Origin of the sequence: Vibrio sp. 10N.261.46.A3 (genome assembly GCF_041472995.1) — a bacterium.
GTDB classification, from domain to species: Bacteria; Pseudomonadota; Gammaproteobacteria; order Enterobacterales; family Vibrionaceae; genus Vibrio; species Vibrio coralliirubri.
Map to the genome: position 1 here is coordinate 203,208 of NZ_JBFRRH010000003.1, position 26,032 is coordinate 229,239.

General features: G+C 44.4%; 22 protein-coding genes. All 22 read right to left on the minus strand.

Translation table 11 applies throughout. The features are described from left to right. Positions 1 to 74 precede the first annotated feature (74 nt). Complete coding sequence (locus AB4484_RS01180) at positions 75 to 3,950, minus strand: YhdP family protein (protein ID WP_372076051.1); 3,876 nt, start codon at positions 3,948 to 3,950, stop codon at positions 75 to 77. Between the two features lie 10 nt (positions 3,951 to 3,960). Continuing rightward, on the minus strand, positions 3,961 to 5,430 hold the full coding sequence (rng, locus tag AB4484_RS01185; protein ID WP_017061363.1) for a ribonuclease G: 1,470 nt from the start codon (positions 5,428 to 5,430) through the stop codon (positions 3,961 to 3,963). A 20-nt stretch (positions 5,431 to 5,450) separates the two neighbouring features. After that, on the minus strand, positions 5,451 to 6,074 hold the full coding sequence (locus tag AB4484_RS01190; protein ID WP_372076053.1) for a nucleoside triphosphate pyrophosphatase: 624 nt from the start codon (positions 6,072 to 6,074) through the stop codon (positions 5,451 to 5,453). A gap of 7 nt (positions 6,075 to 6,081) precedes the next feature. Next, positions 6,082 to 6,570, minus strand: coding sequence for a rod shape-determining protein MreD (gene mreD / locus AB4484_RS01195; protein ID WP_017061361.1), 489 nt, complete (start codon positions 6,568 to 6,570; stop codon positions 6,082 to 6,084). Next, positions 6,560 to 7,447 carry a rod shape-determining protein MreC gene (gene mreC, locus AB4484_RS01200; RefSeq protein ID WP_004735927.1) on the minus strand — a complete coding sequence of 296 codons (888 nt, stop codon included), beginning with the start codon at positions 7,445 to 7,447 and terminating at the stop codon, positions 6,560 to 6,562. The genes mreD and mreC overlap by 11 nt, the downstream gene beginning before the upstream one ends. A 94-nt stretch (positions 7,448 to 7,541) precedes the next feature. After that, positions 7,542 to 8,585, minus strand: coding sequence for a rod shape-determining protein (locus tag AB4484_RS01205; RefSeq protein ID WP_017062957.1), 1,044 nt, complete (start codon positions 8,583 to 8,585; stop codon positions 7,542 to 7,544). Between the two features lie 150 nt (positions 8,586 to 8,735). Continuing rightward, positions 8,736 to 12,899: a DUF6701 domain-containing protein gene (locus AB4484_RS01210; RefSeq protein ID WP_372076055.1), complete on the minus strand. Its 4,164-nt coding sequence runs from the start codon at positions 12,897 to 12,899 to the stop codon at positions 8,736 to 8,738. Then, positions 12,896 to 13,330, minus strand: a complete 435-nt coding sequence (locus AB4484_RS01215; RefSeq protein WP_372076057.1) for an MSHA biogenesis protein MshP — start codon at positions 13,328 to 13,330, stop codon at positions 12,896 to 12,898. Before AB4484_RS01215 ends, AB4484_RS01210 begins: the two co-directional genes overlap by 4 nt. Beyond that, the gene (locus AB4484_RS01220) at positions 13,320 to 14,060 is read right to left on the minus strand and encodes a prepilin-type N-terminal cleavage/methylation domain-containing protein (RefSeq protein ID WP_372076058.1); all 741 of its coding nucleotides are present in this window, start codon (positions 14,058 to 14,060) and stop codon (positions 13,320 to 13,322) included. The genes AB4484_RS01215 and AB4484_RS01220 overlap by 11 nt, the downstream gene beginning before the upstream one ends. Beyond that, positions 14,060 to 14,629, minus strand: a complete 570-nt coding sequence (locus AB4484_RS01225; protein WP_372076060.1) for a prepilin-type N-terminal cleavage/methylation domain-containing protein — start codon at positions 14,627 to 14,629, stop codon at positions 14,060 to 14,062. Before AB4484_RS01225 ends, AB4484_RS01220 begins: the two co-directional genes overlap by 1 nt. After that, complete coding sequence (locus AB4484_RS01230) at positions 14,626 to 15,117, minus strand: prepilin-type N-terminal cleavage/methylation domain-containing protein (RefSeq protein WP_372076062.1); 492 nt, start codon at positions 15,115 to 15,117, stop codon at positions 14,626 to 14,628. Before AB4484_RS01230 ends, AB4484_RS01225 begins: the two co-directional genes overlap by 4 nt. A gap of 150 nt (positions 15,118 to 15,267) precedes the next feature. Beyond that, complete coding sequence (locus AB4484_RS01235) at positions 15,268 to 15,786, minus strand: type II secretion system protein (protein WP_050643113.1); 519 nt, start codon at positions 15,784 to 15,786, stop codon at positions 15,268 to 15,270. Positions 15,787 to 15,821: 35 nt separating this feature from the next. Then, positions 15,822 to 16,397, minus strand: coding sequence for a prepilin-type N-terminal cleavage/methylation domain-containing protein (locus AB4484_RS01240; RefSeq protein ID WP_372076064.1), 576 nt, complete (start codon positions 16,395 to 16,397; stop codon positions 15,822 to 15,824). A gap of 79 nt (positions 16,398 to 16,476) precedes the next feature. Continuing rightward, positions 16,477 to 16,932: an MSHA biogenesis protein MshF gene (locus AB4484_RS01245; protein WP_372076066.1), complete on the minus strand. Its 456-nt coding sequence runs from the start codon at positions 16,930 to 16,932 to the stop codon at positions 16,477 to 16,479. 3 nt (positions 16,933 to 16,935) lie between these two features. Continuing rightward, positions 16,936 to 18,159, minus strand: a complete 1,224-nt coding sequence (locus AB4484_RS01250; RefSeq protein ID WP_048609623.1) for a type II secretion system F family protein — start codon at positions 18,157 to 18,159, stop codon at positions 16,936 to 16,938. Between the two features lie 12 nt (positions 18,160 to 18,171). Continuing rightward, a complete protein-coding gene (locus tag AB4484_RS01255) occupies positions 18,172 to 19,896 on the minus strand; it encodes a GspE/PulE family protein (RefSeq protein ID WP_048614829.1) in 1,725 nt (574 codons plus the stop codon). Beyond that, positions 19,886 to 21,061, minus strand: coding sequence for a tetratricopeptide repeat protein (locus AB4484_RS01260; protein WP_372076068.1), 1,176 nt, complete (start codon positions 21,059 to 21,061; stop codon positions 19,886 to 19,888). Before AB4484_RS01260 ends, AB4484_RS01255 begins: the two co-directional genes overlap by 11 nt. Positions 21,062 to 21,063: 2 nt before the next feature. Beyond that, complete coding sequence (locus tag AB4484_RS01265; RefSeq protein WP_193840802.1) at positions 21,064 to 21,903, minus strand: ExeA family protein; 840 nt, start codon at positions 21,901 to 21,903, stop codon at positions 21,064 to 21,066. Between the two features lie 53 nt (positions 21,904 to 21,956). Then, the gene (gene mshL, locus AB4484_RS01270; RefSeq protein ID WP_372076069.1) at positions 21,957 to 23,600 is read right to left on the minus strand and encodes a pilus (MSHA type) biogenesis protein MshL; all 1,644 of its coding nucleotides are present in this window, start codon (positions 23,598 to 23,600) and stop codon (positions 21,957 to 21,959) included. Positions 23,601 to 23,615: 15 nt separating this feature from the next. Beyond that, positions 23,616 to 23,948, minus strand: a complete 333-nt coding sequence (locus AB4484_RS01275; protein ID WP_065676171.1) for an MSHA biogenesis protein MshK — start codon at positions 23,946 to 23,948, stop codon at positions 23,616 to 23,618. Next, positions 23,941 to 24,588 carry a type 4a pilus biogenesis protein PilO gene (pilO, locus tag AB4484_RS01280; protein WP_372076072.1) on the minus strand — a complete coding sequence of 216 codons (648 nt, stop codon included), beginning with the start codon at positions 24,586 to 24,588 and terminating at the stop codon, positions 23,941 to 23,943. Before pilO ends, AB4484_RS01275 begins: the two co-directional genes overlap by 8 nt. Further along, positions 24,588 to 26,030: an MSHA biogenesis protein MshI gene (locus AB4484_RS01285; RefSeq protein ID WP_372076074.1), complete on the minus strand. Its 1,443-nt coding sequence runs from the start codon at positions 26,028 to 26,030 to the stop codon at positions 24,588 to 24,590. The genes pilO and AB4484_RS01285 overlap by 1 nt, the downstream gene beginning before the upstream one ends. Positions 26,031 to 26,032 lie beyond the last annotated feature (2 nt).

Below are 26,032 nucleotides of genomic sequence, written 5' to 3' on the forward strand. Positions count from 1 at the left end.
TATGATTCAGAAATCAGCATTTCACCGTATATTCGCTGATTAGGATACTAAGGTCTTTTCGGCTAATTTAAGGCCTATTCGGCTAATTTTCTCAGCTTCTCTGGCAGCTGGAACTCACCAGAGCTACGAGAAAGCTCGCTCACCGTTGGTGAATCCAATGGCCCTTTCACCGAGTAATTAACTTGGGTAAAGACTTCAACCACTGGCGAAATAACCGTGGTCACCGCCAATACGTACAGCGCCGTTTGAGGGGTTACCGCAAAGGCCGTTAATACGGGAATACCCGAGGTAATATCAGGGGTAAAGTTCACCTCAGCATCAACCTGACGCGTGTTGAGGTTAGCGATGCCTTTGATTTTCATCTCACCGGCGACCGCATCCATATTCAGATCATTGGTCAGGAAGATGCCATTTTGAATCTCGCCCGTTCCGGTGATGCTGTTGAATGCCATACCTTTATCAAACACGTCTGAGAAATCGAGCTGCATCTTACGGATGATCGAATCTAGGCTAAACAGACCAAGCAATCGAGCAGCGCCGCTCACATCCGAGATAATGCCTTTACCAAACTTGGTTTTAACGTTGCCATCAAGGGTATCCATTTTGATCCCCCAAGGCGAGCCGTCCCAATTTAGTTGGCCTTCCAACGCAAATGGCGCTTTTTGAATCCCGGAAGTAATACCAAAGCGCTCCATGAGTTCGCTGTTGTTTTCACCTTCAACATCCACGGTTAACGATGAATGGCTCTTGTCACCTTGCAGTTCCCACCAGCCACTCACATCCGCTTTGTTGCCACCACTTCGAACCTGGATTTTGTTCCACTCGATACGGTCTTCGTTCCTCGTCATTTCAACGTCGACCCTACCAACCTTGTAGCCTTGCAGCCAAAAGTCGTTCAGCGTCAGGGTCAGGTTTGGCATCGCATCGTGGATCTTTCTATCCAATTTGGAGATCAATGGCGCAGCTTGTTCTTTGCGTTGCAGCAGTTGCTGATCTTGGTTGTTCTTATCACTCCACTCAGGCACAAACAAATGCAGACGATCCAGTGAAACCGTCAAATCGTAAGGTGGCAGGTAGTTAATATCCCCTTCTAGCTCTTGGCTAGACACTTCCATTTGCCACGCTTGTTTGTTCTTGCGAGCACTAAAATCGACATCATTCCAAGAGATACCACCCAAGATCAGCTCTTTACTCTCAAAGGTAATACGGCTTGGCGCTGGGATGGTTGGCGTGTTCATTTGGCTAAGCACAGCCGTTGAAGGCTTTACTGGTTCCATCACAACCGATAACCAATCATCGGCATTGAATTTGTCAGTACGAATCAGTGCGTGATGGCCCACCACCGGGCTAATTTTATAGCCACCACGACCGAGCACTAAGTTAGTCGCCGTTAACTCAGGCACGTCGCCTGTGATATCAATCTCAGCTTGGTACTTGGTGTTTGGCAATTGCAGGCGCGCGGTAATCGTCTCTTGGTTACCCGATGCCTGTAGCCTTGCAGAGCCACTTTCTAGTGATTTTTTCTCCACTGGATACGGGTAATCACTCGCCAAGTATTTTAGGTCTGACTGTAAGTCTAGTTGGTAGGTAAAGCCGATATCATTAAGCTGGATATCAATCTGACTTTGCCATTGCGCATGACCTGACAAACGACTCAACCATTGCTCACCAATGTAAGGTTCTAGAGGTTTAACATCCCAATCACCTAACACATCAATATCAACTGCATAGCCAGGACCATCATTCAGGCCTTTAAAATCAAGCGAGATACCTTGGTTAAGCAGATCAGCAGCGAGGCCATTTGCCGTCACCACATCATTATCAAATTCAATGCGACCCGTGGTGTTCTCAAGCACCATTGGTGGCGCTTCAATCTCAACATGGTTGCCACTTAAGTCGGCGTAACCCCACGCTCTTGCTTCTTTTTCAGAATCAAACGGAATATTAAGCTGAAATTCAGAAGATACATCACCACTCACTTGAAGTGCGGTTAAGGCTGCGCCTACCGAACCCACCAGTGGCGAAGACGTCATGTAATCGCGTACTGCGTTGCCAGACGCCGTCGCTTTAGCTTCAATCTCAATATGGCCGCCTTCCCCTAAATAAGGAATACGTCCAGTGATTCGGTCGGCCGTCACATCCATCAATTGAGCGGAACGAGAGTCCAGATGCATCGCATCATTTTCAAACAACAGATCAAGCTGAAGGTCAGTAATCAATGGCCATGCGGTATCAAAGCTGAATTTCGCATCGTCTAAACCCACCCAAACTTGGAAAATACCATCGTGGTTAGTGTATGGGTATTGAGACAAATCACCATGCCACAACAGTTTTACGGTATCCGCTTTACCTGCTTGAATCGCAGTTGAAAGGTAGTCTGTTAGGTCTTGCCCAAGAGCCAGCGTAGGTAAGTAGCGCCATGTTTCACCGACATTGTAAGCGTCCGCTTCGCCGTAGAAGGATAAAAACGGGCTCGCATCCTTTGGGAAATCTAAGCGGAATGCGCCTAGTACTTGTAAATCTGGCGTTGCCGCTGTGATTTTGTCCGACCACAGTTTCCAGCCGTTTTCATCTTGCTGCCAAACAATATCAACCTGACCTTGTTTGATATTCAAAGGCGCTTGGAAGACATCACCATAAGGGAACACATCGTCAATAACGTGCAGGCTAGCTTTCGCTTCTGATGCCGAACCAAACACATTGCCGGACACTTGGCTAAAGCCTGGGACTAGTTCCCACTGCTCGATAGCAAGATCAGAAAAGCTGGCTGAATAACGTAAACTGTCGATTCCTGAATCCATAGAGACACGGATATCAGAAACAGTGCCGCCCGGCGCCAATACGTTAATCATTTTGGTTGATTGTTCAGAGTCAGGCAGCAGCTTAATCAGCGGAGTAATGGTCGCAATATCCAGCTCGGAAACGTTGAGTTGCCATGGACCTTGGTTCCACTTGAACGCTACGTCAAGTTCCGGCCAAGGTGTGTCATCCGTTCTAAGGTTTAGTGAGTGACCATTTACTTGCCAGCCATCATCTGTCGGGGACAACTTAAAGACACCGGACTCAAGCATGAGGTCATGCTCGCCATCTTCGTTCCATGTCAATTCTGAGGGTAAAACCTCAACATAAGCGCTTACCGGTTTGCTATTTCGCAGCGTAAGCCAGCTATTCAAGCTCACTGTACCCGTTTCAATGCCGGATTCCGCCTGCATATAGCGAGTTAACCAAGGCTTAACCGAGATACTGTCGGCACTGACATAAAACTCACCGGTCATATCCGTTAACGAGCCGCCATCAATAAAGTTAGCGCTCACTGACAAAGAGTTTAGATTAGCGTCTTTAATACTCACCACACCTTCCGCAAGGTGATGTTTACCTGAGTTTTGCCATTTCAGAGTTTCGATATCAAGCTGACGTTCTTCATCAGAGATAGTGCGATATAAAAGAGTGGAATCTTTGGCGGTCACATCCACCAAAGTTTTCAGAAGTAAATTATCGAGCTCTTGTATCACTCGCTTGGAGGAACCGGGATCTTTAGGTTCGTCTTTGCCGTTTTGTCCGGCAAACAGATCAATAGAGCGGATATCAAGATACATTTGATTCATGACCAAGTCGGCCACAACTGGGCGCATCTGTACGACCGATTGAATCAAGTCAAACTCGACTTCAACACGCTCGACAGAAAAGCTCACATCTTCCGCATTGGGAAGACTGGCTTTAACGCCTTGCAGAGCAATAGAGGGGTGAGTGTTACGCCAAAAACCGCCCACGTCTTGAATCGAAAAATCAAAACCGGAATGTTGGTTTACCCAAAGCTCAATTTCAGATTGATACTTGTTTAAATTGGGCAAGGCTACACGCAGTGTAGTAACGGCAATGGCTAGCGTTACTAAGAGAGTAACCACTAACCATAAACATGCACGTAGAATCAGAGTAACGCTTGAGCTCACAAAATTTCCATTACATCATAACAACATCAAACTGCTCTTGTATGTACAGAGGCTCAGCCTGGATTTTAACTTGCTTACCAATAAAGACTTCAAGCTCCGCAAGCGCATGAGATTCATCGCCCTCTAACGCCTCAGCTACGGCAGCTGCCGCATAGACCACAAATTTATCGGCGTCGTACGCACGGTTCACTCGCGTGATCTCTCGAAGAATTTCATAACAAACGGTTTCAACTGTCTTCACACTGCCGCGGCCTTCACAAGCAGGACAGCTCGAACACAGGATATGCTCAATACTTTCACGAGTACGTTTACGAGTCATCTCAACCAGACCAAGCTGCGTGAAGCCATTAATATTGGTTTTCACACGATCTTTGTCGAGCGCAGCCTCTAATGAAGTTAGTACTCGCTTACGATGTTCCTCAGACAACATATCAATAAAGTCGATAATGATAATGCCACCTAAGTTACGTAGACGCAGCTGACGAGCAATCGCTTGAGTCGCTTCTACATTGGTGTTGAAAATCGTCTCTTCTAGATTACGACGACCAACAAACGCGCCAGTGTTGATATCAACCGTGGTCATCGCTTCAGTTTGGTCGATAATCAGATATCCACCAGACTTTAATTCAACTTTACGATCCAATGAACGCTGAATTTCGTTCTCGGTATCGTACATATCAAAGATAGGCTTATCACCTTCATACAGCTCAAGCTTGTCTGTCAGCTCAGGCACGTATTCAGAGGTAAACTCTTTTAGGTTTTCATATTCTAGACGAGAATCGACCTGAATCTTGCTCAGCTCAGTACCGACAAAGTCACGCAAGATACGCTGGCTTAAGCAAAGCTCACCATACAAACGAGTACGCGCCTTGTGCTTACCACGACGCTCTAATACTTTAAGCCATAATCGCTTCAAGAATGCGGCATCTTGTGCCAACTCATTTGAATCTGCACCTTCTGCGGCAGTGCGGATGATGAAGCCACCATGTTCGTCACAGTAACGAGACACGACTTTTTTAAGGCGGTTACGTTCAGACTCGCTATCGATACGTTGAGATACACCAACATGACTTGCACCCGGCATAAATACCAAATAGCGAGACGGCAGAGTGATATCAGTGGTTAAGCGGGCACCTTTAGTACCAAGAGGGTCTTTGACCACTTGCACCACAATGTCTTGCCCTTGACGAACAAGCTCTGAAATATCACGAACCTGAAATTGCTTCTTTTCGTTTTCAGCGACACATTCAGTGTGTGGGACAATATCAGAGGCGTGTAAAAAAGCTGCTTTCTCAAGGCCTATATCCACAAAAGCCGCCTGCATTCCCGGAAGAACACGGCTTACACGTCCTTTATAGATATTTCCTACGATACCGCGTCGAGCATCTCGTTCGACATGGATCTCTTGAAGAGCCCCCCCTTCAATCATGGCCACACGAGTTTCACTCGGGGTCACGTTCAGCAACAATTCAGCACTCATGGTGCACCTCAGATTAGTAATTATAAGAATTCTTGCAGTAGCTGGTCCGTTTCAAATAAAGGTAAGCCGACAACGGCGTAATAACTACCTTCGATTCGGGTGACAAAACGTCCGCCCAAACCTTGGATCCCATAGCTACCGGCTTTATCGCATGGCTCCCCTGTTTGCCAGTATTGTTCTATTTCTTTTTCACTGAGGGGTTTAAACCATACGTCGGTAATAATGATTTCTGTTCTTTGTTTTTCTTCTGAAACCACAGAAACCGCCGTCATCACTTGGTGACGTTCATTCGCTAACTGAGTAAGCATGCGCTTAGAGTCAGCAAAATCGGTGGGCTTCTCGAGCACTTGTCCTTGGCTTACGACGACCGTGTCAGAACCAAGAACGACTATATCAGTGCCATGATCTACAGTATCAGAACTAGGAACGACATGCTGCCTTTCAGAAGGGTTATCTTTCAATAAAGACAACGCAGCTAAAGCTTTATCTAAAGATAGTCGCTTAACATACTCTTCGGCGGTTTCTTGAGCGTGTTTACACTCTTCAACATCGGTTACAAGGACAGAAAACTCATACCCGAGTTGAGATAGCAATTCTTTGCGGCGTGGAGAACCGGATGCCAAAACTAAATGTTTCTTTTCCATCGTCACGCTACCTCACATGCCAATGGCGACGCACGCGTCTCATTAATAAAAACATCCAAGGCCAAAGTATACAGTTTATCAATGCGCTCCATAACGATAACGGATTGAAAACAACATCTTGGATCAAATATTCACCAAAGAAGATCAACACCTCAAACAAGACCGTTAACGCGGCAATGATCATCGCTTGCTGCCATAACGCCATGTTACGAATGACGAGGAAGTTCATCGCAATAATGTACATCACTATTGCCATCATCATGCCTCGAATACCCAGAGTAGAGCCGATCAAAAGGTCCCACAGTAAGCCTAGAATCAAAGCACTACCCACGTTAACACGATGCGGTAGAGCCAGAACCCAGTAACACGTAACCAGCAGTAACCAAGAGGGTCTAAATAAATCTAAGCTACCAGGCCAAGGGATCGTCTGCAGAATCAGTGCTATTAAAAATGAGCAGAAAATTACTACCTTGCTTCTCAAAACGCTATTGGCCATCTTCGCCCTCTAACAATGCTTGTTCTATGCTCGATTGATCCGCTTGCATCTGTTTGTTTTCATCAGGCCATACAAGCAGCAGGTATCTGAGCTTATCGAACTCAACCACAGGCTCTGCTTTAATCACAGCGAACTCACGTTTCGGGTCGTAATCAACGGCAGTAACATAGGCGACTGGATAACCTTCTGGGTATACACCACCAAGACCCGATGTCACCAACAGATCTTCTTCTTGTATATCGGTACTGGTTGGAATGTGCTCTAGCTGGATCTCATCAATCATGCCATTGCCCGAAGCAATCACACGGATGTCATTACGAATAACCTGAACAGGAATCGCATTGTTTGCATCAGTGAGTAGTAATACACGACTATTATGAGCAGCAACGAAAGTGACTTGGCCGACAATGCCTTTTTCGTTGATCACCGGCTGACCTTCATACACCCCATCAATCTGACCTTTGTCGATCACGACTTGATGGCGATATGGTGAAGTGTCTACCGCCATAACTTCTGTAACGACTTTCTTCTCATCACGGATAAACGGCGAGCCTAACAGCTTACGAAGGCGCTTGTTTTCTTCTTGATATTGCTCAAGCAGAATCAGCTCACTCTTCAGACGCAAGACTTCTCGTTTAATATTATGGTTGGATTCAATTAACCCTTTGCGAGTGCTAAAACGGTCGTAAACACCATCGAACATAGTGCGAGGCAAGTTGGCTGCATATTGAATAGGCGCAACCATGCTGTTTAATAGATAGCGAACATTTGAGAAAGCATCTAAACGACTATCAGCCAGCATAAGGCTGGCTGATAAAATTACAGCAAAAAACAGGCGCAATTGTAGAGAGGGACCTCTACCAAAAATTGGCTTCATTCTATATTTGGTCCTAGAGCTACATTTGATCCTATAGACAAGGTCCTAGACTCTTTACATAAAACTAGATAAGAAAAGAGCCTAACACTAGATATTATTCTTCGCTGAACAGATCGCCGCCGTGCATGTCGATCATCTCTAGCGCTTTACCGCCACCTAGAGCAACACACGTTAATGGCTCTTCTGCAACAACAACAGGGATACCTGTTTCTTCTGTTAACAGACGATCAAGGTCTTTAAGCAGTGCACCACCACCTGTTAGTACCATACCGTTTTCTGAGATATCAGAAGCCAGCTCTGGTGGACACTGTTCAAGTGCAACCATCACTGCAGATACGATGCCAGATAGAGGTTCTTGAAGTGCTTCAAGGATTTCGTTTGAGTTTAGGCTAAAGCTACGAGGCACACCTTCAGCAAGGTTACGACCACGTACTTCGATCTCTTCTACTTCATCGCCAGGGTAAGCTGAACCGATTTCGTGTTTGATCTTCTCTGCTGTCGCTTCACCGATCAAGCTGCCGTAGTTACGACGAACGTAGTTGATGATCGCTTCATCAAAACGGTCACCACCGATACGTACAGAAGACGAGTAAACCACACCGTTTAGTGAGATAACTGCAACTTCAGTAGTACCACCACCGATATCAACAACCATTGAACCCGTTGGCTCAGAGACACGTAGGCCAGCACCAATCGCAGCAGCCATAGGCTCATCGATTAGGTAAACCTCACGAGCACCAGCACCTAACGCTGATTCACGGATAGCACGACGCTCAACCTGCGTTGAACCACAAGGTACACAAACCAAAACACGAGGACTTGGTTTAAGCACACTGTTGTCATGCACTTGTTTGATGAAGTGCTGAAGCATTTTTTCCGTTACGTAAAAGTCGGCAATTACACCGTCTTTCATTGGACGGATCGCTGAAATGTTACCAGGCGTACGACCAAGCATTTGCTTAGCAGCGTGACCAACAGCAGCGACACTCTTTGCAGAACCCGCACGATCTTGGCGAATAGCTACAACTGAAGGCTCATCAAGAACAATGCCTTGGCCTTTTACATAAATAAGGGTATTGGCTGTACCTAAATCAATCGATAGGTCGTTTGAAAACATGCCACGAAGTTTTTTAAACATATTCTTCGCTCATCCTGCAAGAATTAGAAGACAAAAATTGCACTAAATGTACCAATGCCTTGCTGTTACGGCAAGGCATTGAAGTACAAACATGGACTGAAACCCGCAATTTCTTACAGATTCCTAACTTAAGGGGCAAAAATTATATTATTACTGACCTGTTAAGCCACTTTCACCTCGGTAGATCACACGATCGTTACCGCGGTAGATGCCAAATGTGACGACGGTGGAGGGATCTTCATCACCTAGTTGGCGCCAGTTGTAACGTAGCCATGGTTGATCTTGATCACCACCACTACATGAGATGTTATTTCCGCCATCGCTATCAGGCTCAGAGTCATCCATTCTTAACCACAGACGAACTTGCTCACGTGGCGCATCTGTTCCTACTGGCGTATTTTGGTTTGCTGTGACGTCTTCCTCGCCATCATCAACACTTCCACTACCGCTCAGTGAAGCTAAAGTGGTTGTCGCCCCTTCACTATGCCAAATAACTTGTTTACAAGTATTTGAGCCATTGAAGGTACTGCGATTATCATCATCGTTAACAACAAACTCGCTGCCATCCCAGAACTCAGCACGCAGTGGAACAGTTAGAGTAGTACCGGAACTACCACCAATATCATCTAGCGCCATTCGGCCATAACGAGCAGGAGGCTGAACTGGGAATGCTGCCGAATCGGTCACAGGGTCAGAATCCGTAAATGACACAGGATCAACTCCTGTCACTGTTAAACCAAAGTTAGTGGCTATTGAACTAGCATCACTAGTATTAAAAGGAGCATCTCTGCGGCTAACGTCATCTGAATCCGTAACTCGTTGAAGAACAGCGGCGCTGTCATTCAATAACCAATGTTTACGATCCGCAGACCAAGACCCAACATCCGTATCTAGCAAGAAGCCGTTATCTATATTGCTATCATCTAGAACACCAAAACTAGCTTGTAGGTCTGAACTGAAGAATCGGTAGTTATTGAGCGCATCATCCGTATCACTCTCACCTGATGCCATTGGATATACTTGGTGAACTGTAGAGTCATAAGGTTGACTTAGGTACGCAATATTATTTTGGTCCGCAACAATCCATTCCGGAGTACCTTGAACAAAGAATTTAGGATAAAAGCGACCTATCGATTTGCTGCCAGATAAGCCACCTAAAATTGAACCGTAGAAACTCCCAGTTTCTGTCGCAATAAAGTTAAAGCTACCCGCTTCTGAGTACTTCAAACTATCGAACTTATAACCTTTATTCGCCTGGTCATTCGACGAAATTTGTTTAGTTAACTGAGCTACAGGGGTTAAATCACCTAACTTAGCGTCAGGATAAACCGTAATTAGAGGTGTATCTAAAGTCGTTGTAACTTCGACGCTTGCTGTCGACTTAAAGTAATTGTTCGTCAACAAGTTATCATTAGTGCAAACTGCAGATGAATCAGTATGCTTTATTGGACGAGCATAAACATCAAATGACTCTCTAGCACCAATGAAACTGTCTGAGTCTTTCTCGTTGCTGTTTCCATCCGAACTCTTATTAGTACAAATTGCAAATTTCCAAGGTCGGACATAGACCTCAACGACACCTTCTAACGAATCCCAACTGTCACCATCATTATCTTCACAATCATACCCCGTTGGACATTCAAAAGTAGGGTCTGAAAGTTTGAAGCTAACTTTACCCGCTTCACTGTAAATAACGGAACCTGTAGTTTGAGCGGAACTATCAAATTCAAAAATTACCGAAGTATCGCTCCAATCGCTCTTACTTTTTACCAATAAGTTTCCATCAACGGCTCCCTGGGCAGAAGTGGGGTTCACCAATGAAAAGTCCGAGACATTGAGAGTTTTATCCCCTTGATAGCCAGAAACAGGTGTTGCCGTATCATCTTTACAAGCCAAAGCTTTCAGGTTAAAGCTCGCACCCAGACCGGCTACAGCATATATATCGCTCGCTTCAAATTTGTATAGCGATACTAAAAAGTCGCCAGAGTCACTTTGATTGGAGTCTGACGCCAATTCAGCCTCAATTTTATAAGTACCAATTGAGTCAGCATCTAAACCTAGCGTTAATATCCCTGATGAATTTGTCGAATAAGAGTTACCACCGTTATGACGCCCCTCAATAACACTATCAACATTTATGCCGGTAGGTGTCGTAATGTAAACTTCAATTGACTCCGTCGCTGGTTTTCCTTGGGTATCAGTCACTTTTACTGTCACTTGTGGGGTTTCACACAATAAAGAGAAATCTTTGTTAGGTGTCAGATCTAATTGATAATCTGATGGTTGCACAGGACAAAACTGACCATCATCAATAATTTTTCCATCAGGTCGTAATTCTATATTTTTCGCTGTTACTCGACCATTTATAAGACCGTTGCCACCAGTAACAAGGACTTTATCGCGACTAAAAATAAGCGCATTCAGATTCCTTTCTACTTGGACTGAGGCATTATGACCTTTATAATTTTCAGCCCATATAGATAGTTTAAAATCGTTATTAATGACCTGCCCAGCCCCGGACAATTCAAAACTATTCACATAGATCTTAGTATCTTGAGATAAAATTATTTTACCACTAGCACCGACAATCAAGTGCTCAATATAATAAGTATCTCCAGTCAAGTTAATCGTACCTGAACCTCCAGCGGATACTGTATTGTACTTACCGCTAACCAAGTTAATTTCTTGCCAACCAGCATCCACATTTTGACCTGTTGGTAAATCTAAATCGACAATATTAGGCTCAGCTATATATAGCGATGAGTTCTCTACACACTCCTTGCCATCACATTGTGTCTTTGGGTTTACCGTTGGATTTGCAGGATCAACCCATATACCTACTTGCCCACTAGACTGGTAGGTACCTTCAATCTGAATAGAGGGCGTATTTGAGGTCCATAATAAGCGACTATTATCCCCCCAAGACTGAACCACATGCGGAGCAACATCACATATATCTAGCGGTATGTCTTCAAGCTCAAAAGCAAAGTAACCAACCTCTTCCGGTATATGAGTACGGTCCCTAAAATCTTCATCGACAACAAAACTCACCTGGCCGTTATTGATATTACATCGACGTAACCAGCCTCCGTGTCCACCAGCCCTCTCTTGTTTATTGGCGATGATCCCATCAATATTCGTTAGAGAGGTGGTAGCATACTTATCCTCACAGCCATCCAACATTGGGTCATTACCGTTTTGACTGGGTGTATCATACCCTCTTGCAAATTGAACCTCATACCCATCGACTTCAAGATTGGAGTTGGTTGGTAATGTTGCTAAAAACGCTATTTTTTCATCTTCATAATCGAGATTACTGTTGTGAGAAGCACTAAGTTCTAAAAATAGATCGACATAAGATCGCTCATTAGTTCTCTTTACCTTTCCTGATGTCATCCACTTCGTACTATTATTCCGAGTTTGGATTTGATGTAACACCATAGGGTTTGAAGAGAACGTCCCTCCTCCAAAATCACTGTAGAAAACTCTATCATTGTCGTTTGAACCAGACTTTGCACTTGCTTCATCTGTCTCTAAGTAACCCGCAATTACTTGATGTCCATTAAAATCAGCAACCCCAGGTTCAATCGCAAGATAGCTAACCTCTGTCATTGGTTGACTAGTTAAATCAGAACCACCTCCATTCTTTGGGGCTTTAATTTGTTCAATCGTTGCTTCCGTTTTCGTAACATTAGTCACAACTAACGTTGCGGGAGCATCTGAATCCGGATTACTTGGATCAATAGTTGGCATGACAAACACAAGTGGCGTATTCGTAAAAGGTTTATTCAGTGGAATCTTACATTCTGAGCCTGTGCATTGCGCAACTCCGAACTGGTATAGCGCCTGCGGTGCATAACTTGGAGGTGGTTGAGTTATATCATCATCACACTTAAGTTCGCTTGCCCCATCACCAGAAACCGCAATTGCTGCAGAAAGTCCTGATAGGTCAGCATATTGACGAGTTCCCACTTGTCGCCAAGAGCTTCCTTCCCATAAATTATAAGTTAGCCATCCTGACTTATTCGTAACACTCTCATATTCAAGCCAAACCTCATAAAACTCACCATTCGATGTTTCATTATCATCAATGACAGGGTTTCGAACGCCACTATCATTGCTCCAAATTGGTGTCGGGCTACCGCCATTTCTTTTCGTCGCATATATAGTATCTTCCCCAGACGATGGAGCTAATTTAAACCATACGGAAAAATCATCTCCAGCATGAAGTGAGCTACATTGAGACGATGAAAAATCAGCAAAAGAAGGAAAAGAAACAAACAACAGTGTCAATATTATACTTAGATGCTTCATTCAGCCTCCTTTACCCAAACTTCTTGAATACGCTGTACTTGGTTAATACCTGAACCGCAAACAGCAGTAGATTCAATTTTGAAAAAGCCAACGCCATCTAAAACGCCGATTTGTCGACAAGTTAATTGGTTTACAGTACAGATAGTCGACATACCACTACTCACTTGGTTTGAGTTTAAGTTGCTACACACAGTACTCACAGTCGTTGAAACTGCAGGCGAAACAGTCAAAGGGTAAACTTGGGTGAGTGCCCACTCATTAGCGGAGTGTGCTAATAGCCAAGCCTGTGTTCCGAGTTGTTTGCGGGTCAATGTATCGTGATTTGACCACTGGACTTGCACTAGAGAAGTCGCGAGGAAGCCCATCACCACAATAACAAATACTGCGACGACCAAAACACTGCCTTGTTGGGATGATTTACTATGGCGCATTAAGTACCTGCACATCTTGTTGGTAAACACTTACTTCATTGTTTTGCTCAAGTACAAGATCGATGTGAATCACGCCACCTCTTTGTAAACTTGGCTCTTCGTAACGAAAATTACTGTCGGCATAATTGATGCTATCCGCAACGGTCACTCCATTACGCTGGATTAGACCTTGATTCTGAATAGTATCGTTTACTAAACAGTAACTCACAGAGGCACTTTCATCGTAGATATAGTGGCGCTGAGCGATTGAGTGGCTACTAATACTGATAGAAGGAGCCGTAAATACATTACCGGTTGAAACCAAGCCCGAAACTGGAATTCGCTTAGTTGAACCAGCCACCAACTCAGAGTACGCGGTTGGATTAATAATAAGGAAATCATCTGCATCGAGTATTGGGGAGTCTTGGCCGATAATAAAATTCAGTTCATCTGTCGCTTCATCAAGGTGATAAAAGCCTGAGTATTTAATAGCGTAAAAGGTAAGACATTTTTGAGCAAAAACCGAAGCCGGAGTAATACTCGAATCAAAACTGTTAGGGACCGCGTGACTGATTTCTCGCGACATTTTCTCAACAACAAACTGCCCTTTTACTTGCACCTTTTGTCTATCGATAGTGTCGACATAACCTTTCATGCCGTATTCAACAAAGCCTGCGATCGCTAAGCCAATCACACCTACGACAACAATCGTTACAATCATCTCAATTAAGGTGAAACCACGTTGCTTCATTAGTAGTTCCCCTTGTAAGCGATCACGCTATAACGGTTATTACCACCAAAGATCTGTAACTCAATACGCTTCATCGTGCCAATAGCGTTATCGTTAATACCATCCATGTTTTGATCGTAAAATACGGAGACTTCAACTCTAAAATTGGCATAACTGCCTTCAATATTTTCATCTAGGATATTAGCAAGTGGGTACTTAATAGGTGATACACATGCTGATTCAGTGGTATCGGTGTACCAACAGCCAATATAATCATCGACATCATTAAAAGCAGCGGGCGTTGCCTCTGAGCCATCAACACCAAGTTCATTAGGCGCAGAACAAGCAGTCACACCTGCATCCCCACAACGCACCAGACCACCATAAAAATCACTGTGTTCATCAAAACCACGTGCCAATATTTGGTTCATCAAACTCTGACCTAAGGCCACGGAACGGTTTTGATACTGTGGGTCTGCTGAACTTGCCACTTGTGGTGCTAAAAAACTGGTAATCGTGACCATCGCAATACCCAAAACGATAATCACAACAATACTTTCAATCAGAGTAAAACCACGTGAGCGAATCATAGACATGCTCCCTCACGCACATAACCTTGAGAATTAATACAGACTTGGGCGCTATTTCTCGAAGTGGTTGAGTTAATCGTAATGTCCACTCCAGCACTTACTGAAGGGTTCCCCAATAAATCAAAGTCGATAACAGTATTCGCTGGAGAAAACGTTATATCTGATATACGTACATAATCGCTACGCGCATCGGCTTGTGACTTTTGAGCGCTGTTCGATAGATTTAAACTGCAAGCGGTGACAGAACCTAGACAGTTACTATTTATAGCAAGGCGAAAACTGTCATTAGCCGCTGAAACATTCGATTGCATTCGATTGACTTGGATTTGGCGAATTACGGAAATGGTTTGCTCTTGCGCAGTAAAAGTAGAATAGCTAGAGGTACCAGCGAAGCGACTTGCAGCAAAGGTGGAAACAATACCGAGGATAATGATAACGATGATCAGCTCTACCAGAGTAAAGCCTTTGGATGTGGGGCTGTTATCCATAATGAGCCTCTAACTGCCTAGCGAATACTGATTATACAAGATAACGAAACTGATGATCTTATGTATATAAATTGTTTTGATATTTAAGAGCGATAGAAAGACAAAGGCCGACAAAAGTCGGCCTAAAATCTAGAGAATATTCACTGGTAATTATAAGCCACAGTTTCCATCGGCACCATCAACAACCAATACAGTCGCAGGAGTATCCGCATCAATAGCTGCTGTATACTGAACACATTGAGTTGTGTAACCATCAATACCAATGTCAATAGTAGTATTCGTAGGATCAGATGCATCATCTTCAGAGCTAGCTAAAACTACAAACTCATTTGATACATCTAAGGTTTGCATGATACCGCCTTGGTTAGCAGTTTCATCGTTAACCGCGACTGGGTAACCAAAACTATGGGCTATACCTTCAACTACAGTACCCGGATTCTCATCATCAGTAAAAGCGGTATATGTTGTAGCTTCAATGCCGTTGATTGCCGCCTTACCATAAGAGATCCCCATAGCTCCTGCTACAGCCCCACGTAAGCCTTCCAATGTTGCAGTGCGCGCATCATCTTGCAGGTTTAGGAAACGTGGTGCCGCAGTTACAGCAAGAATACCTAGAATAACAATTACAACCACTAGTTCGATTAGGGTGAAACCGCCTTGTCTTTTCATAGTTAAGCTCTCTCTATGTTTAATTTTACGCAGACTTACTGCAAAGTTACGGTCACACGACCAGTTTTAATTTCGTAAACAAATTCATGCTCGGTACTACCTTCTAATTGAACGTAAGTACAGGTTGCATCACCTGAATTCGCTTGCGCTGAATATTTGTAATTTGAGTCATTAGCGACATCTGAAACCGCACCTACTTTAGGTGGATTTTGCAGCAAGTTTTCCATCAACTTAGAACATGTTTCATCTGAAATATCTTGTGGAGCAGTGCTCGAGTTATTGTTCAGAGTCCACGGATAGCCATCACGAAAGTCGGTCTCGACGTTGTTACTGTTCTTTGATCTTGTTAACCAAAAATCAACACCATCATAGTTTACAGTATTGTATGTTTCAACACCTATCTTCTCTGATGGCCTAGCTTCTGCTTCCCACTGTGCTCTTGCCGACAGTACTGCTGTCGCAAAACCACCAGCAACGCCTTCAATGCTTGATTTCTTGGCTTCATCTGTCACATCTAAGAAGCGAGGTAGGGCGGCAACCGCCAATAAACCTACGACTACGATCACTATGACTAATTCGACAAGGGAGAAACCCTTTTGATTCTTAAGCATTTTCTACCTACTCATCTAATTATTAACGCGCATTATACATTCGCGCTCGTATAAAACCATAAAAAAACTGTCAATATTTTCACAAAGCCAAAATATTGGCTTTCACACTAAATCTTTCTCTTTCGAGCAATATATCTATCTGATATTTATCAGTATAATGATAACTGCAGTGAAAGTGTATGTTATCACTTTTATCTTCAACACTTGGAGAGCTTAGCCCTAAAATGCTCCCTTGAGGATATAATTGATTCAGCCAATAGTTACAGTCTCGCTCCGTACCTTGGATAGGCATTACCCACCCAGTTCTGCTGTAGATCTTTGGGGGTTGCGAGCCTTCGTCTTGCCCAGCACCCGATAACAAATACTGCTGTTTGAACAAATTGGCTTGCTCTAAAATCCGCTTGCTCGCGACGATAAATGCCGTGTTAGTCGCTTCCTCTTCTACCGTTTTGAATGCCGAAAGCACACCGACAATAAGAAAAAGAATAACCACAGTCCAAATAACAAAACGTGAGCGTTGTAGGTTATTTAGCATTCCCTAGCCTTTGATTGCATCCAACATTCCCCACATCGGCAAGAATATACCTAGCGCCAAAATCAGCACCATGCCCGCAACGATGGTTAACAAAATGGGTTCAATTCTGGCGGTTAAGGTTTTCAGATCGTAATCGACTTCGCGGTCATAAAAATCAGCTACTTCAAGTAAGAGCTCATCAATACGGCCCGTCTCTTCACCGACGGAGATCATTTGTATCACGAGGGGTGTGAAAATTTCGCTGTTAATCGCGGTCGATGAAACTGTACTACCGGCTTCAATGGCCGACTTCATCGCTTGAACTCGCAACTCTAGAAAACGGTTATCTAAGGCTTCCGCCGATAACGCTAGCGACTGATTCAGTGGAACACCGGCTTTTAGCATCAAAGCAAAAGTACGCGAGAAGCGTGACAACAGTGCTCGATTCACCACTCCGCCAATGACCGGCATTTTTAAGCGTAATCGATCCCACTTCTCGAGCCCTTTGTCTGTCTTAACCCAGGCTTTAAAAGCAAAGATAAGACCAAAGATCACGCCAAGCATTAAGCCCCAGTAATTCACAAAGAACTCAGACATACCAATCAAGATACGAGTTGGCAGCGGCAAGTCGACACCAAAGCGCGCAAACATGCTTGAGAACTGTGGAATCACCTTGATGTTAAGAATGAACATTGCGATCAAGATAAAACTGATCACGAATGTTGGGTAACGCATCGCAGTCTTAATTCGTTTGCGAGTCTCAACTTCCTGTTCGTAGTATCCAGCTAATTGCAGTAAAGCCTGATCTAGACGACCTGTGTTTTCACCAACACCAATCATCGAGACAAACAACGGACTGAATACCTTTGGGTGCATTTGCATTGATGCCGCTAGCCCGCGACCATTAGTTAGCTCAGCAACCACCTCTTCCAAAGCGGCTTTCAACTGCTTATTTTCACAGTTTTGAGTTAGGCCTTTCATCGATCTTAATAGTGGTACACCTGCTTTGGTTAGGCTGTATAACTGTCGACAAAACAGAACCAAGACTTCAAGCGGAACATTCGGCGAAAATAGGCTCGATACATCCATATCTAAGACTGAACCACCACTTTTACCCAATTTGATAGAGGTTGGAATGATCCCTTTACTCATCAAGCTTTCAGCAGCAAGATCTTCGTTATTCGCGTCTAATTGCCCACTTACTTGGCTACCATCAGAGCTGCGACCTACATAACGATACGTTGGCATATCATTCCACCCCTACAGATAAATTGGGTCAGTGGCACCGGACGCATCGCCTTCGCCAAGATGCATTATCTCATCAAGACTCACGACACCTTGCAGAGCCAGCTCCATCGCAGAAGCTAACAACGGTTTGTAGTTTTCAGACTGTCTCGCCGTTTGAGCAAAACCAACCGCATCGTTCGCTCTCAGTGCATCCATCATGTTTTGCTCTAGCTCCAACATTTCAAATACACCAATTCGCCCGCGGTAACCGGTTAAGTTACAGTTCTGGCAACCACGGCCTTTCATAAACGGCACACCCACTTGGTTAGGGAAACGGACGCTCAGCCACTGCTTGCGAGGTTCATCTAACTCATCCTCAACCTTACAATCGGTACACACTTTACGAACTAATCGCTGTGCGACTACTGCTCGAACGGCGCTCGCAACCAAGTAACCTGGAGCACCCATATCCATCATACGCAACGCACTGTCTACCGCATCATTGGTATGCAGCGTACTTAATACTAAGTGACCGGTCAGTGCAGCTCTCAAGCCAATCTCAACGGTTTCGTGGTCACGCATCTCACCGATAAGAATGATATCGGGATCTTGACGTAGAAAGGTTCTCAATATAGTAGAGAAATCGAGGTTGATCTTAGGGTTTACCTGAACTTGGTTCACACGAGGAAGGCGGTATTCCACCGGGTCTTCCGCAGTAATGATCTTTTTACCCGGTTCGTTTAGTTCGCTTAACGCGCCGTATAAGGTTGTTGTTTTACCTGAACCAGTTGGGCCGGTAACCAAAATCATGCCATGTGGACGGCGCAGTTGTTGACGCAGACGAACCAAAAGGTCACTCGGTATGCCCGACTCTTCTAGTTTACGTAGGCCTGCTGATTGGTTAAGAAGACGCATAACTACTGATTCACCGTGCTGTACCGGCATGGTCGACATACGAATATCGACCGACTGACCTTTAGCGCGGATATTAAAGCGACCATCTTGGGGAAGACGTTTCTCTGAAATATCGAGGTTTGCCATCAGCTTCAAGCGCAGTACAAGTGCAGAAGCAATATTCACTTCATTCAGCAATGTTTCATGCAGCACACCATCAATACGCTGACGAAGACGCAATACGTTTGAATCTGGCTCGATATGAATATCCGAAGCGCCAACCTGAATAGCATCTTCAAATAGTGAGTTGATCAGCTTAACAACGGTAACTTCATCACTGTCTTCTTCAGCGATATCGAAATCAAAGGCATCATTAACTTGGTGTTCAGCATGAAGCTGTTCTGCAAACGAGGCGATCTCTTTGGTTCTTCGATAATAGCGATCGAAGCCATCAACCAATTGCCTTTCTTGAGCAACAACGAATTCCAACGCGTAATCGCCGAGCTGACCAAGCAAAGACTCTTGGGCAAACAGATCGGCTGGGTCACTCATTGCAACACGCAAAGTGTCACCTTGGCGTCCAATAACCAATGCACGAAGGCGACGAGCATGTACTTCTGGTAAAAGCTGTACCGCTTCAACATCGACAACGGCTCGGCTTAAATCAATCAGAGGAATCGCTAACTGCTGCGACAAAAAGCTCAGCATTTGTTGTTCTGACAAGAAGCCAAGCTCAATTAACGCATCACCGAGCTTACGCCCAGTACTTTTCTGAGCGGCCAGTGCTTGTTCAACTTGAGCCTCAGTGATAATGCCTTCTTCGACAAGCAAATCACCAAGTCTTTTTCTTAATCTAATTTGCATCGCCGCTCTCCTCTAAAGCATTGAGTATTTTTAACCGGTCACGCACAAAGCTTTGTGATTGAGATGAGATACCGACTCGGGTTAAGGCACCTTGGTATGACGCTTTAGCTGATTTAAAATCGAGCTGGCGTTCTTGCTGAATCGCTAAGCCTAACCACCAGCGAGCATTATCTGAATCGACCTCAACCAACTTTTGGTAACTTTCCAATGCCACTTCTTCTTGCTGAGATTTTTGACTCAACGCCGCACGCATCGCCAAGTAATTTTGGGTAGGGTTCGGGGGCAAATGTATTAACGGACTTAAAGCCGCTTCTGATTGATTCGCTTTAACCAGCAGTTTTGATAACCCTAATCGCAGTTTTTCACTGTTGATGTTGAGCTTGATACCAGACTGATAAAGCTCATAGGCTTTGCGAGTATCGCCTTTACCAAAATAGAGAATCGCAAGTTTCTGGCGAACATCTTCATTTCGTGGCGTGTAGCGTAGAGCTTCAGTGTAGCCCTTCAACGCACCAGTAAGATCGTTTGCATCAAGCGCTTTCTGAGCTCGACCTTGTGCATTCACAGATAGCTGTTCCGGAGTTAACTCAACCTGCTCGATCAACATCCCGCTATTTTCTGAACCACCAGAGGCTATAGGCTCATTAGAGGTAGACGCAGGATCTTTTTTGGCCACACTAGCAACGTAAACCGGTTGGGGGATGTCAGTATTAGTCGCTTTAGGCGCGCTTAGAGGTTTAGCTGGTGTTTGTTGTTCTGTCGCTTTTGGGGCAGACGCAACAACCGAGTCAGATACAACTGGCTTAGCTTTAGCGCTTTTTACCATCGTAGTGTTTTCTGTTGAAAGGCTTGCTGAGTCTAGCGTCACCAATTTCTTAGTTGGCGATGAGATAGGTTGAGCAACTTCCTGAATACCATTTGAATCATCAACGACAGAGACTTGAACCTGTAGGTCTCGAGTTGAGATTGACTGATCAACAATAGACTGCTCAATCACAGGGCCTTGCGATATCGCCCAGCCGCCCATCGCTAAGCTCAAAGTAAAACCCGCAACAACCCAAACTAGGGGGGAACGCGTTTTTACTTTAGGTACGACTGCCGCTTCAATCGAAGTCGCTGATTTTTTCTTTGCCAATTCAGACAAGGCGTTGTTAATGACGCTCATAATTAATTCCAACCCCACAGTATTGGCGTTTTAAATTTAGGCTTACACACATCGTACGTTTCATGCATAGCTGAAAACAGATGTTGGTTGTCGATACTTTTCTTATCTTCACTGAACGAAAGCAATAGAGCCTTATGGCAAAGTTGGTTTATCAATCTAGGGATACCTAACGACGAACGACAGATCGCCTTTTTTTGATTCAAGCTGAATAACTCAGGACTGCCACCCGATTTAGCGATTCGATTATCAATATACGCCACCGTTTCATCGAGAGTCAGCGGTCTCAGTGTCGAACTAAATGTGATTCTTTGGCGAAACTGCCTTAGGTGGTAAGCCTCTAATCGAGCATCCAATTCTGGCTGACCTAATAAGACAATCTGCAGCAGTTTTTTATCTTCCGTTTCAAGGTTACCAAACAACCTTAATGTTTCGAGCGCTTCGTCCGATAGAGCCTGAGCTTCATCAAGAATAGCCACCACTCTTAAACCTGAATTGTGCAATTCAATAAGCTTGTGCTGAATGTTATCAACCAAGGTTGCTTCATTATCGACAGCTAAACCAAGCTCTTTAGCAACAGCCTGGCGCAAGTCTGCCCCTGATAACACAGGGTTTGGTAAGTAGATCAGAGCTGTACAGTCATGTAGGTGATTGACCAACATCCGGCAAACCATGGTTTTTCCAGTGCCGACCTCTCCGGTCACCTTAATCACGCCCTCGCCCATTTCCAACGCCGAGATTACCGTCTGAATCGCTTCGAAATGAGGCGCTAAACCATAAAAGAAATCGGTATTCGGCGTTAAGGTAAATGGCAGTTGTTCAAAACCAAAGTGAGCTTGATACATACGACGACCTAGCTTAGTGAGACACTGCCACTCTATATTGAGAAAGTAAGCAATTACTCTTCATCAGGGAACCACTGTTGAAGAAGATCACGTGAACGCTCCAACTCAGACTGCCAAGTATTGACGCCTACAATGGTCGGTTTCAATAAAATCACAAGCTCAGTTTTTTGAGTTAATTGACTGGTATTACGGAACAAATGACCAAGTGCTGGGATATCACCGAGGAATGGAACTTTAGAGGTCACATCACTGGTATTGGATTTCATCAAACCACCAATAACAACCACATCGCCGTCTCGAGCTCGAATCACTGAGTCAGATTCACGAATAGAACTTTTCGCCAAAGGAAGTTGCACCAAGCCCGTCGTAGAACCTAAATTGAGCTCCTTCACTTCTTCCTCTACTTCGATAACCGCTGGATGAACATGTAAGAACACGCTACCTTTATCATCTATCTGAGGAGTCACATCTAAAGAGATCCCAGAGAAGAATGGAGTTAACTCAACCTCAGGTGCGACATTCGCGTCATCACCACTACCGACCGAACTTGATAAATCTGTTACGTAGTACTCATCGGTACCCACTTTGATAACCGCTTTCTGGTTGTTTGCCGCCGTGACTCGTGGGCTTGATAGAACGTTCAGATCACCTTGAGTATCCATAAAGCTCAAAACTGCTTCAAAGCTACCATCTGAAATCGTTACGTTAGTTTGTCCGCCTAACAAAGAGCTAATTGCATCTAACGGCGGTAAAGTACTTGTCGGACGGTCAATAACCACACCACCACTACCAATAGATTTAGATAAATTAGACCAGCTAATACCTTGTTGGTAACCATCACTCAAGGTTACTTCCATGATTTTTGCTTCTAGGATCACTTGACGCTGCAGGCGTTTTTGAGAAATACCTAAGAACTCTCGAACCTCACGAATTTCGTCAGGGTAAGCACGCACTGTGATCACACTCGCTTGCGGGGTCACGACAACGCTTTGCCCATCACCCGAACCAATTAAGTGAGCAACTGCCGCTTCAAGCTGTGGCCAAAAATCACTTTCAGAGGTCGTTTCAATCTCTGTACCACCATTCGATGTCGAGTTTGATGAATTAGAAGAGTTAGATGAATTTGACGAGTTTGAGTTCGAATTCGAGTTTGAAGAGCTCGATGAATTCGAATCTGAGTTAGAGATCGTGCCGGTGGTGATCGTCGTTAGTGAGCGACCAGAACGCTTAACTTGTAAGTAATCGACAGGGATCGTTACGGTGCGAAGACCAGCAGGATACACTTGAATCACTTTGCCACGCTTTTCAACATCGTAGCCATACATATCTTGAGCAACAGCCAGTACCTCATCTAACGTCACGTCAGTTAGATTAAGCGTAAGGTTTCCAGACACACTTGGGTGAATAGCCGCACTATACTCCGTACCTTTCACTAAGCTGGCAAAAAAGGTTCTCGCCTCAACGCCTTTTGCCTGAATACGAAAACGCTTAACCGTTTCCATCCCCGGAGACATAGAGTCAGAATTAAGCTGTGGCATAAGGTCATCTTGAACCGACGAAGGCAGCTCATGAAGCGCTCTGCTATTGGCTTCATTAATTGATTCGTTTAAAGACTCTTTAATCTCAACAGGATCTCTATGCCCCATCGAACAGCCGACTAAAGATGACACTAGGATTGCTACTACAAGTTTACGCATGTCTTCACTCTAACCTTAATTATTCTTAACATCTAAAGAGAACATCTCTAATTTCCACTGCTTAGAGCTTCTCTGCAGAGTGACGTATTCTGGATCTATGTTCTTAACTCGGTACCCTCTGATCGTTTCCCCTTGTCCGAGAATCTGACCATTCATAATCGCATAGCAAGGCGTATCTCCCTTGCACACGATGCTTTCTAAAGAAGGCAAGCGATAACGAGTTGGTGCTTTCTTAGCAGGCGCCGTTTTCTGTTGAGGTGAAAGCCAGCCTAATGGCGCCGTGGGATCTTGCTCAGCCCACACAAAAGAGCTACTAAATAGCAAGGCCAACAATAGAGTTCTAACCACCGATAAACTCCTGTCTGGTACCAAGTGTATAAACCTCGAACACAAGTCGAGCTTTAGGATATTCTTCTACTGAGTATTCAAATGTGCGCCAGTAGTAACTCACAGGTAGAGACTCAAGTGCTTGAAGATAAGCGGAAATATCAAAGTAACTGCCGGTTAACTCCATTCTTACCGGGTGAAGAAAGTAGCCTGAATATTCGCTGGTCTCTTTATTGTTCGAAATCGCTTCTGGTTTTAATGACTCTAGCGATTCAAGCTTTAGCCCATTACCGGCGTTAAGAACGCTCTCCAGTAACTGCGACATTTGAGAAGGTGTGATTAATCCATCGACAATCTGCGAAAGCTGAAGAGAGAGGTCTTGGCTCTCCAGTAGCAGCTTTTTGTACTCTCGATTAATGTCTTTGTCTGGGTCTTTGTTTAACTTAGCTTGCAGAACAAGTAACTCACCTTGCTGCCTTTGATTCGATTGAGTCAGGCTGGTCGCCTTGGCATTTTTAGCTTGCAGGTCGAGATACGATGGCTCAACCAATAAGGTGAACAACAACATCGATAGGCCAACAAATCCACACAAAAAAAGCAGCCATTTTTCTCTTTGACTTAATGCAAGAAACTTATCGCTCAGCTGGTTCCACTGCTGCATTATTTACTCTCCCGACGAGTACTTAGCTCGAACGTCACCACATCCTGGTCATTACGACCAATTTTTAGTTTTTCAAAAGTGCGTCCAACTAAATTAAGCTCACTTTTGAACTGACCAATCCAGTTCGGAACGACATTTGCGTTACGAGCCAAGCCACTAAGATCTAAAGTATCGTGGGTCATGTAGATGTGCGAAAGAGAGATGTCATTTCGGCCTAATTTAGCTAAGGAATTCATGACGCCAGAATACCCGACTTGTTGGGATTCGTCGTATTGCCCAACAGCCTTCAAAGCCTCTTTTTTAGCCTCAGTCTCACGTTTGAGACGCGCAACCGCCGCGACTTTCTCTGGAGATGGTTTATGCTGAGTTAACTTACTATTCAATTGGTTAACTTGCTTGTTAAGTTGATTCGATTCTTGTTGCAGGGCTGTTAGTTCTTTATCTAGATGAGATACTTGGTACTGCATCGCGAAGTAACCACCAAGCATCAAAACACAAACTACTCCCCAGCTCGCAACAACATTGGTCAGCGTAAAATATTCTTTTTTAGGCTTAAGGTGTTCAGGGTAAAGATTGACCTTAAACGTCTCTTTTTCAGCTGCGAGTTTAACCAGTAAACTCTCTGAATTATCACGCTCACCTTCAACCAACAGTGAAACTGTCGAGCTCAATGTACTGTTTAAGGCACTTTGTAACTCTGCTTCATCTTCTTCGTCACAACAGATTTTCAGCTGGTGAAGCTGGGTGCCTTTAATTTGCGAAGAAAGGTAATCAATCGAGCGTTGAAGCTCTAAAGCGAGACCATCCAACTGTAGAGCACTTGACGCTACACCCGTTAACGGTGGGACAACACTGCGGATTGTTCTTTGAAAACAAACGGTATTTTCAACAAACGCACCCAACTTAAAGTGTGAATTAGTGCTGCGCTGTAAAAGAATGAAATTAGACAGTTCGCCAGCGCTGTAACCCCAGATTTCATCTTCGGGAGCAACACCTATTAATTCAACCTGAGCCGAATTAGTGATATTCAGAAGCTTGTCCAACAGCTTTTTAGGCAGGACATATACTTGCAGCTTATTCGACGTCGGTAACGCGACCGCACTCGCGGTGATTTCCGTGACTCTTTCTGAAACAAGGTCTTTGAGTAAAAAAGGCAGTGCTACCGACCATTCACTCTCTGGAATGTCCGGTTTATCAATTTGGTAGGTTTGGTAGTAGTTCGCACAGACAATCAGCTGGAGGCTATTGCTGGTAAACGCCTCACTGCTAAGCGATTTTTTTAGCGCACTCTCCCAGTCCCCATTAACCACGGGAATGTTGGTTACTTGAGGCTCTTGCTCTGTCGATGAAATATAAATGGCATCGTTGCCTAACATGACAACTTGCGAGCTACCTTTATTATTCGTTGGCTTTATCTTGTCTAAAATCGCTTTAAAATTCATTG

Excerpts from the sequence above, each read along its gene's own strand:
- AB4484_RS01245 (WP_372076066.1), bottom strand. The coding sequence starts at position 16,932 with ATGCTAAATAACCTACAACGCTCACGTTTTGTTATTTGGACTGTGGTT.
- AB4484_RS01240 (WP_372076064.1), bottom strand. The coding sequence starts at position 16,397 with ATGCTTAAGAATCAAAAGGGTTTCTCCCTTGTCGAATTAGTCATAGTG.
- mreD (WP_017061361.1), bottom strand. The coding sequence starts at position 6,570 with ATGGCCAATAGCGTTTTGAGAAGCAAGGTAGTAATTTTCTGCTCATTT.
- AB4484_RS01255 (WP_048614829.1), bottom strand. The coding sequence starts at position 19,896 with ATGCAAATTAGATTAAGAAAAAGACTTGGTGATTTGCTTGTCGAAGAA.
- AB4484_RS01230 (WP_372076062.1), bottom strand. The coding sequence starts at position 15,117 with ATGGATAACAGCCCCACATCCAAAGGCTTTACTCTGGTAGAGCTGATC.
- AB4484_RS01285 (WP_372076074.1), bottom strand. The coding sequence starts at position 26,030 with ATGAATTTTAAAGCGATTTTAGACAAGATAAAGCCAACGAATAATAAA.
- pilO (WP_372076072.1), bottom strand. The coding sequence starts at position 24,588 with ATGCAGCAGTGGAACCAGCTGAGCGATAAGTTTCTTGCATTAAGTCAA.
- AB4484_RS01205 (WP_017062957.1), bottom strand. The coding sequence starts at position 8,585 with ATGTTTAAAAAACTTCGTGGCATGTTTTCAAACGACCTATCGATTGAT.
- AB4484_RS01215 (WP_372076057.1), bottom strand. The coding sequence starts at position 13,330 with ATGCGCCATAGTAAATCATCCCAACAAGGCAGTGTTTTGGTCGTCGCA.
- AB4484_RS01210 (WP_372076055.1), bottom strand. The coding sequence starts at position 12,899 with ATGAAGCATCTAAGTATAATATTGACACTGTTGTTTGTTTCTTTTCCT.
- AB4484_RS01235 (WP_050643113.1), bottom strand. The coding sequence starts at position 15,786 with ATGAAAAGACAAGGCGGTTTCACCCTAATCGAACTAGTGGTTGTAATT.
- AB4484_RS01265 (WP_193840802.1), bottom strand. The coding sequence starts at position 21,903 with ATGTATCAAGCTCACTTTGGTTTTGAACAACTGCCATTTACCTTAACG.
- AB4484_RS01225 (WP_372076060.1), bottom strand. The coding sequence starts at position 14,629 with ATGATTCGCTCACGTGGTTTTACTCTGATTGAAAGTATTGTTGTGATT.
- mshL (WP_372076069.1), bottom strand. The coding sequence starts at position 23,600 with ATGCGTAAACTTGTAGTAGCAATCCTAGTGTCATCTTTAGTCGGCTGT.
- mreC (WP_004735927.1), bottom strand. The coding sequence starts at position 7,447 with ATGAAGCCAATTTTTGGTAGAGGTCCCTCTCTACAATTGCGCCTGTTT.
- AB4484_RS01260 (WP_372076068.1), bottom strand. The coding sequence starts at position 21,061 with ATGAGCGTCATTAACAACGCCTTGTCTGAATTGGCAAAGAAAAAATCA.
- AB4484_RS01190 (WP_372076053.1), bottom strand. The coding sequence starts at position 6,074 with ATGGAAAAGAAACATTTAGTTTTGGCATCCGGTTCTCCACGCCGCAAA.
- AB4484_RS01220 (WP_372076058.1), bottom strand. The coding sequence starts at position 14,060 with ATGAAGCAACGTGGTTTCACCTTAATTGAGATGATTGTAACGATTGTT.
- AB4484_RS01250 (WP_048609623.1), bottom strand. The coding sequence starts at position 18,159 with ATGCCAACGTATCGTTATGTAGGTCGCAGCTCTGATGGTAGCCAAGTA.
- rng (WP_017061363.1), bottom strand. The coding sequence starts at position 5,430 with ATGAGTGCTGAATTGTTGCTGAACGTGACCCCGAGTGAAACTCGTGTG.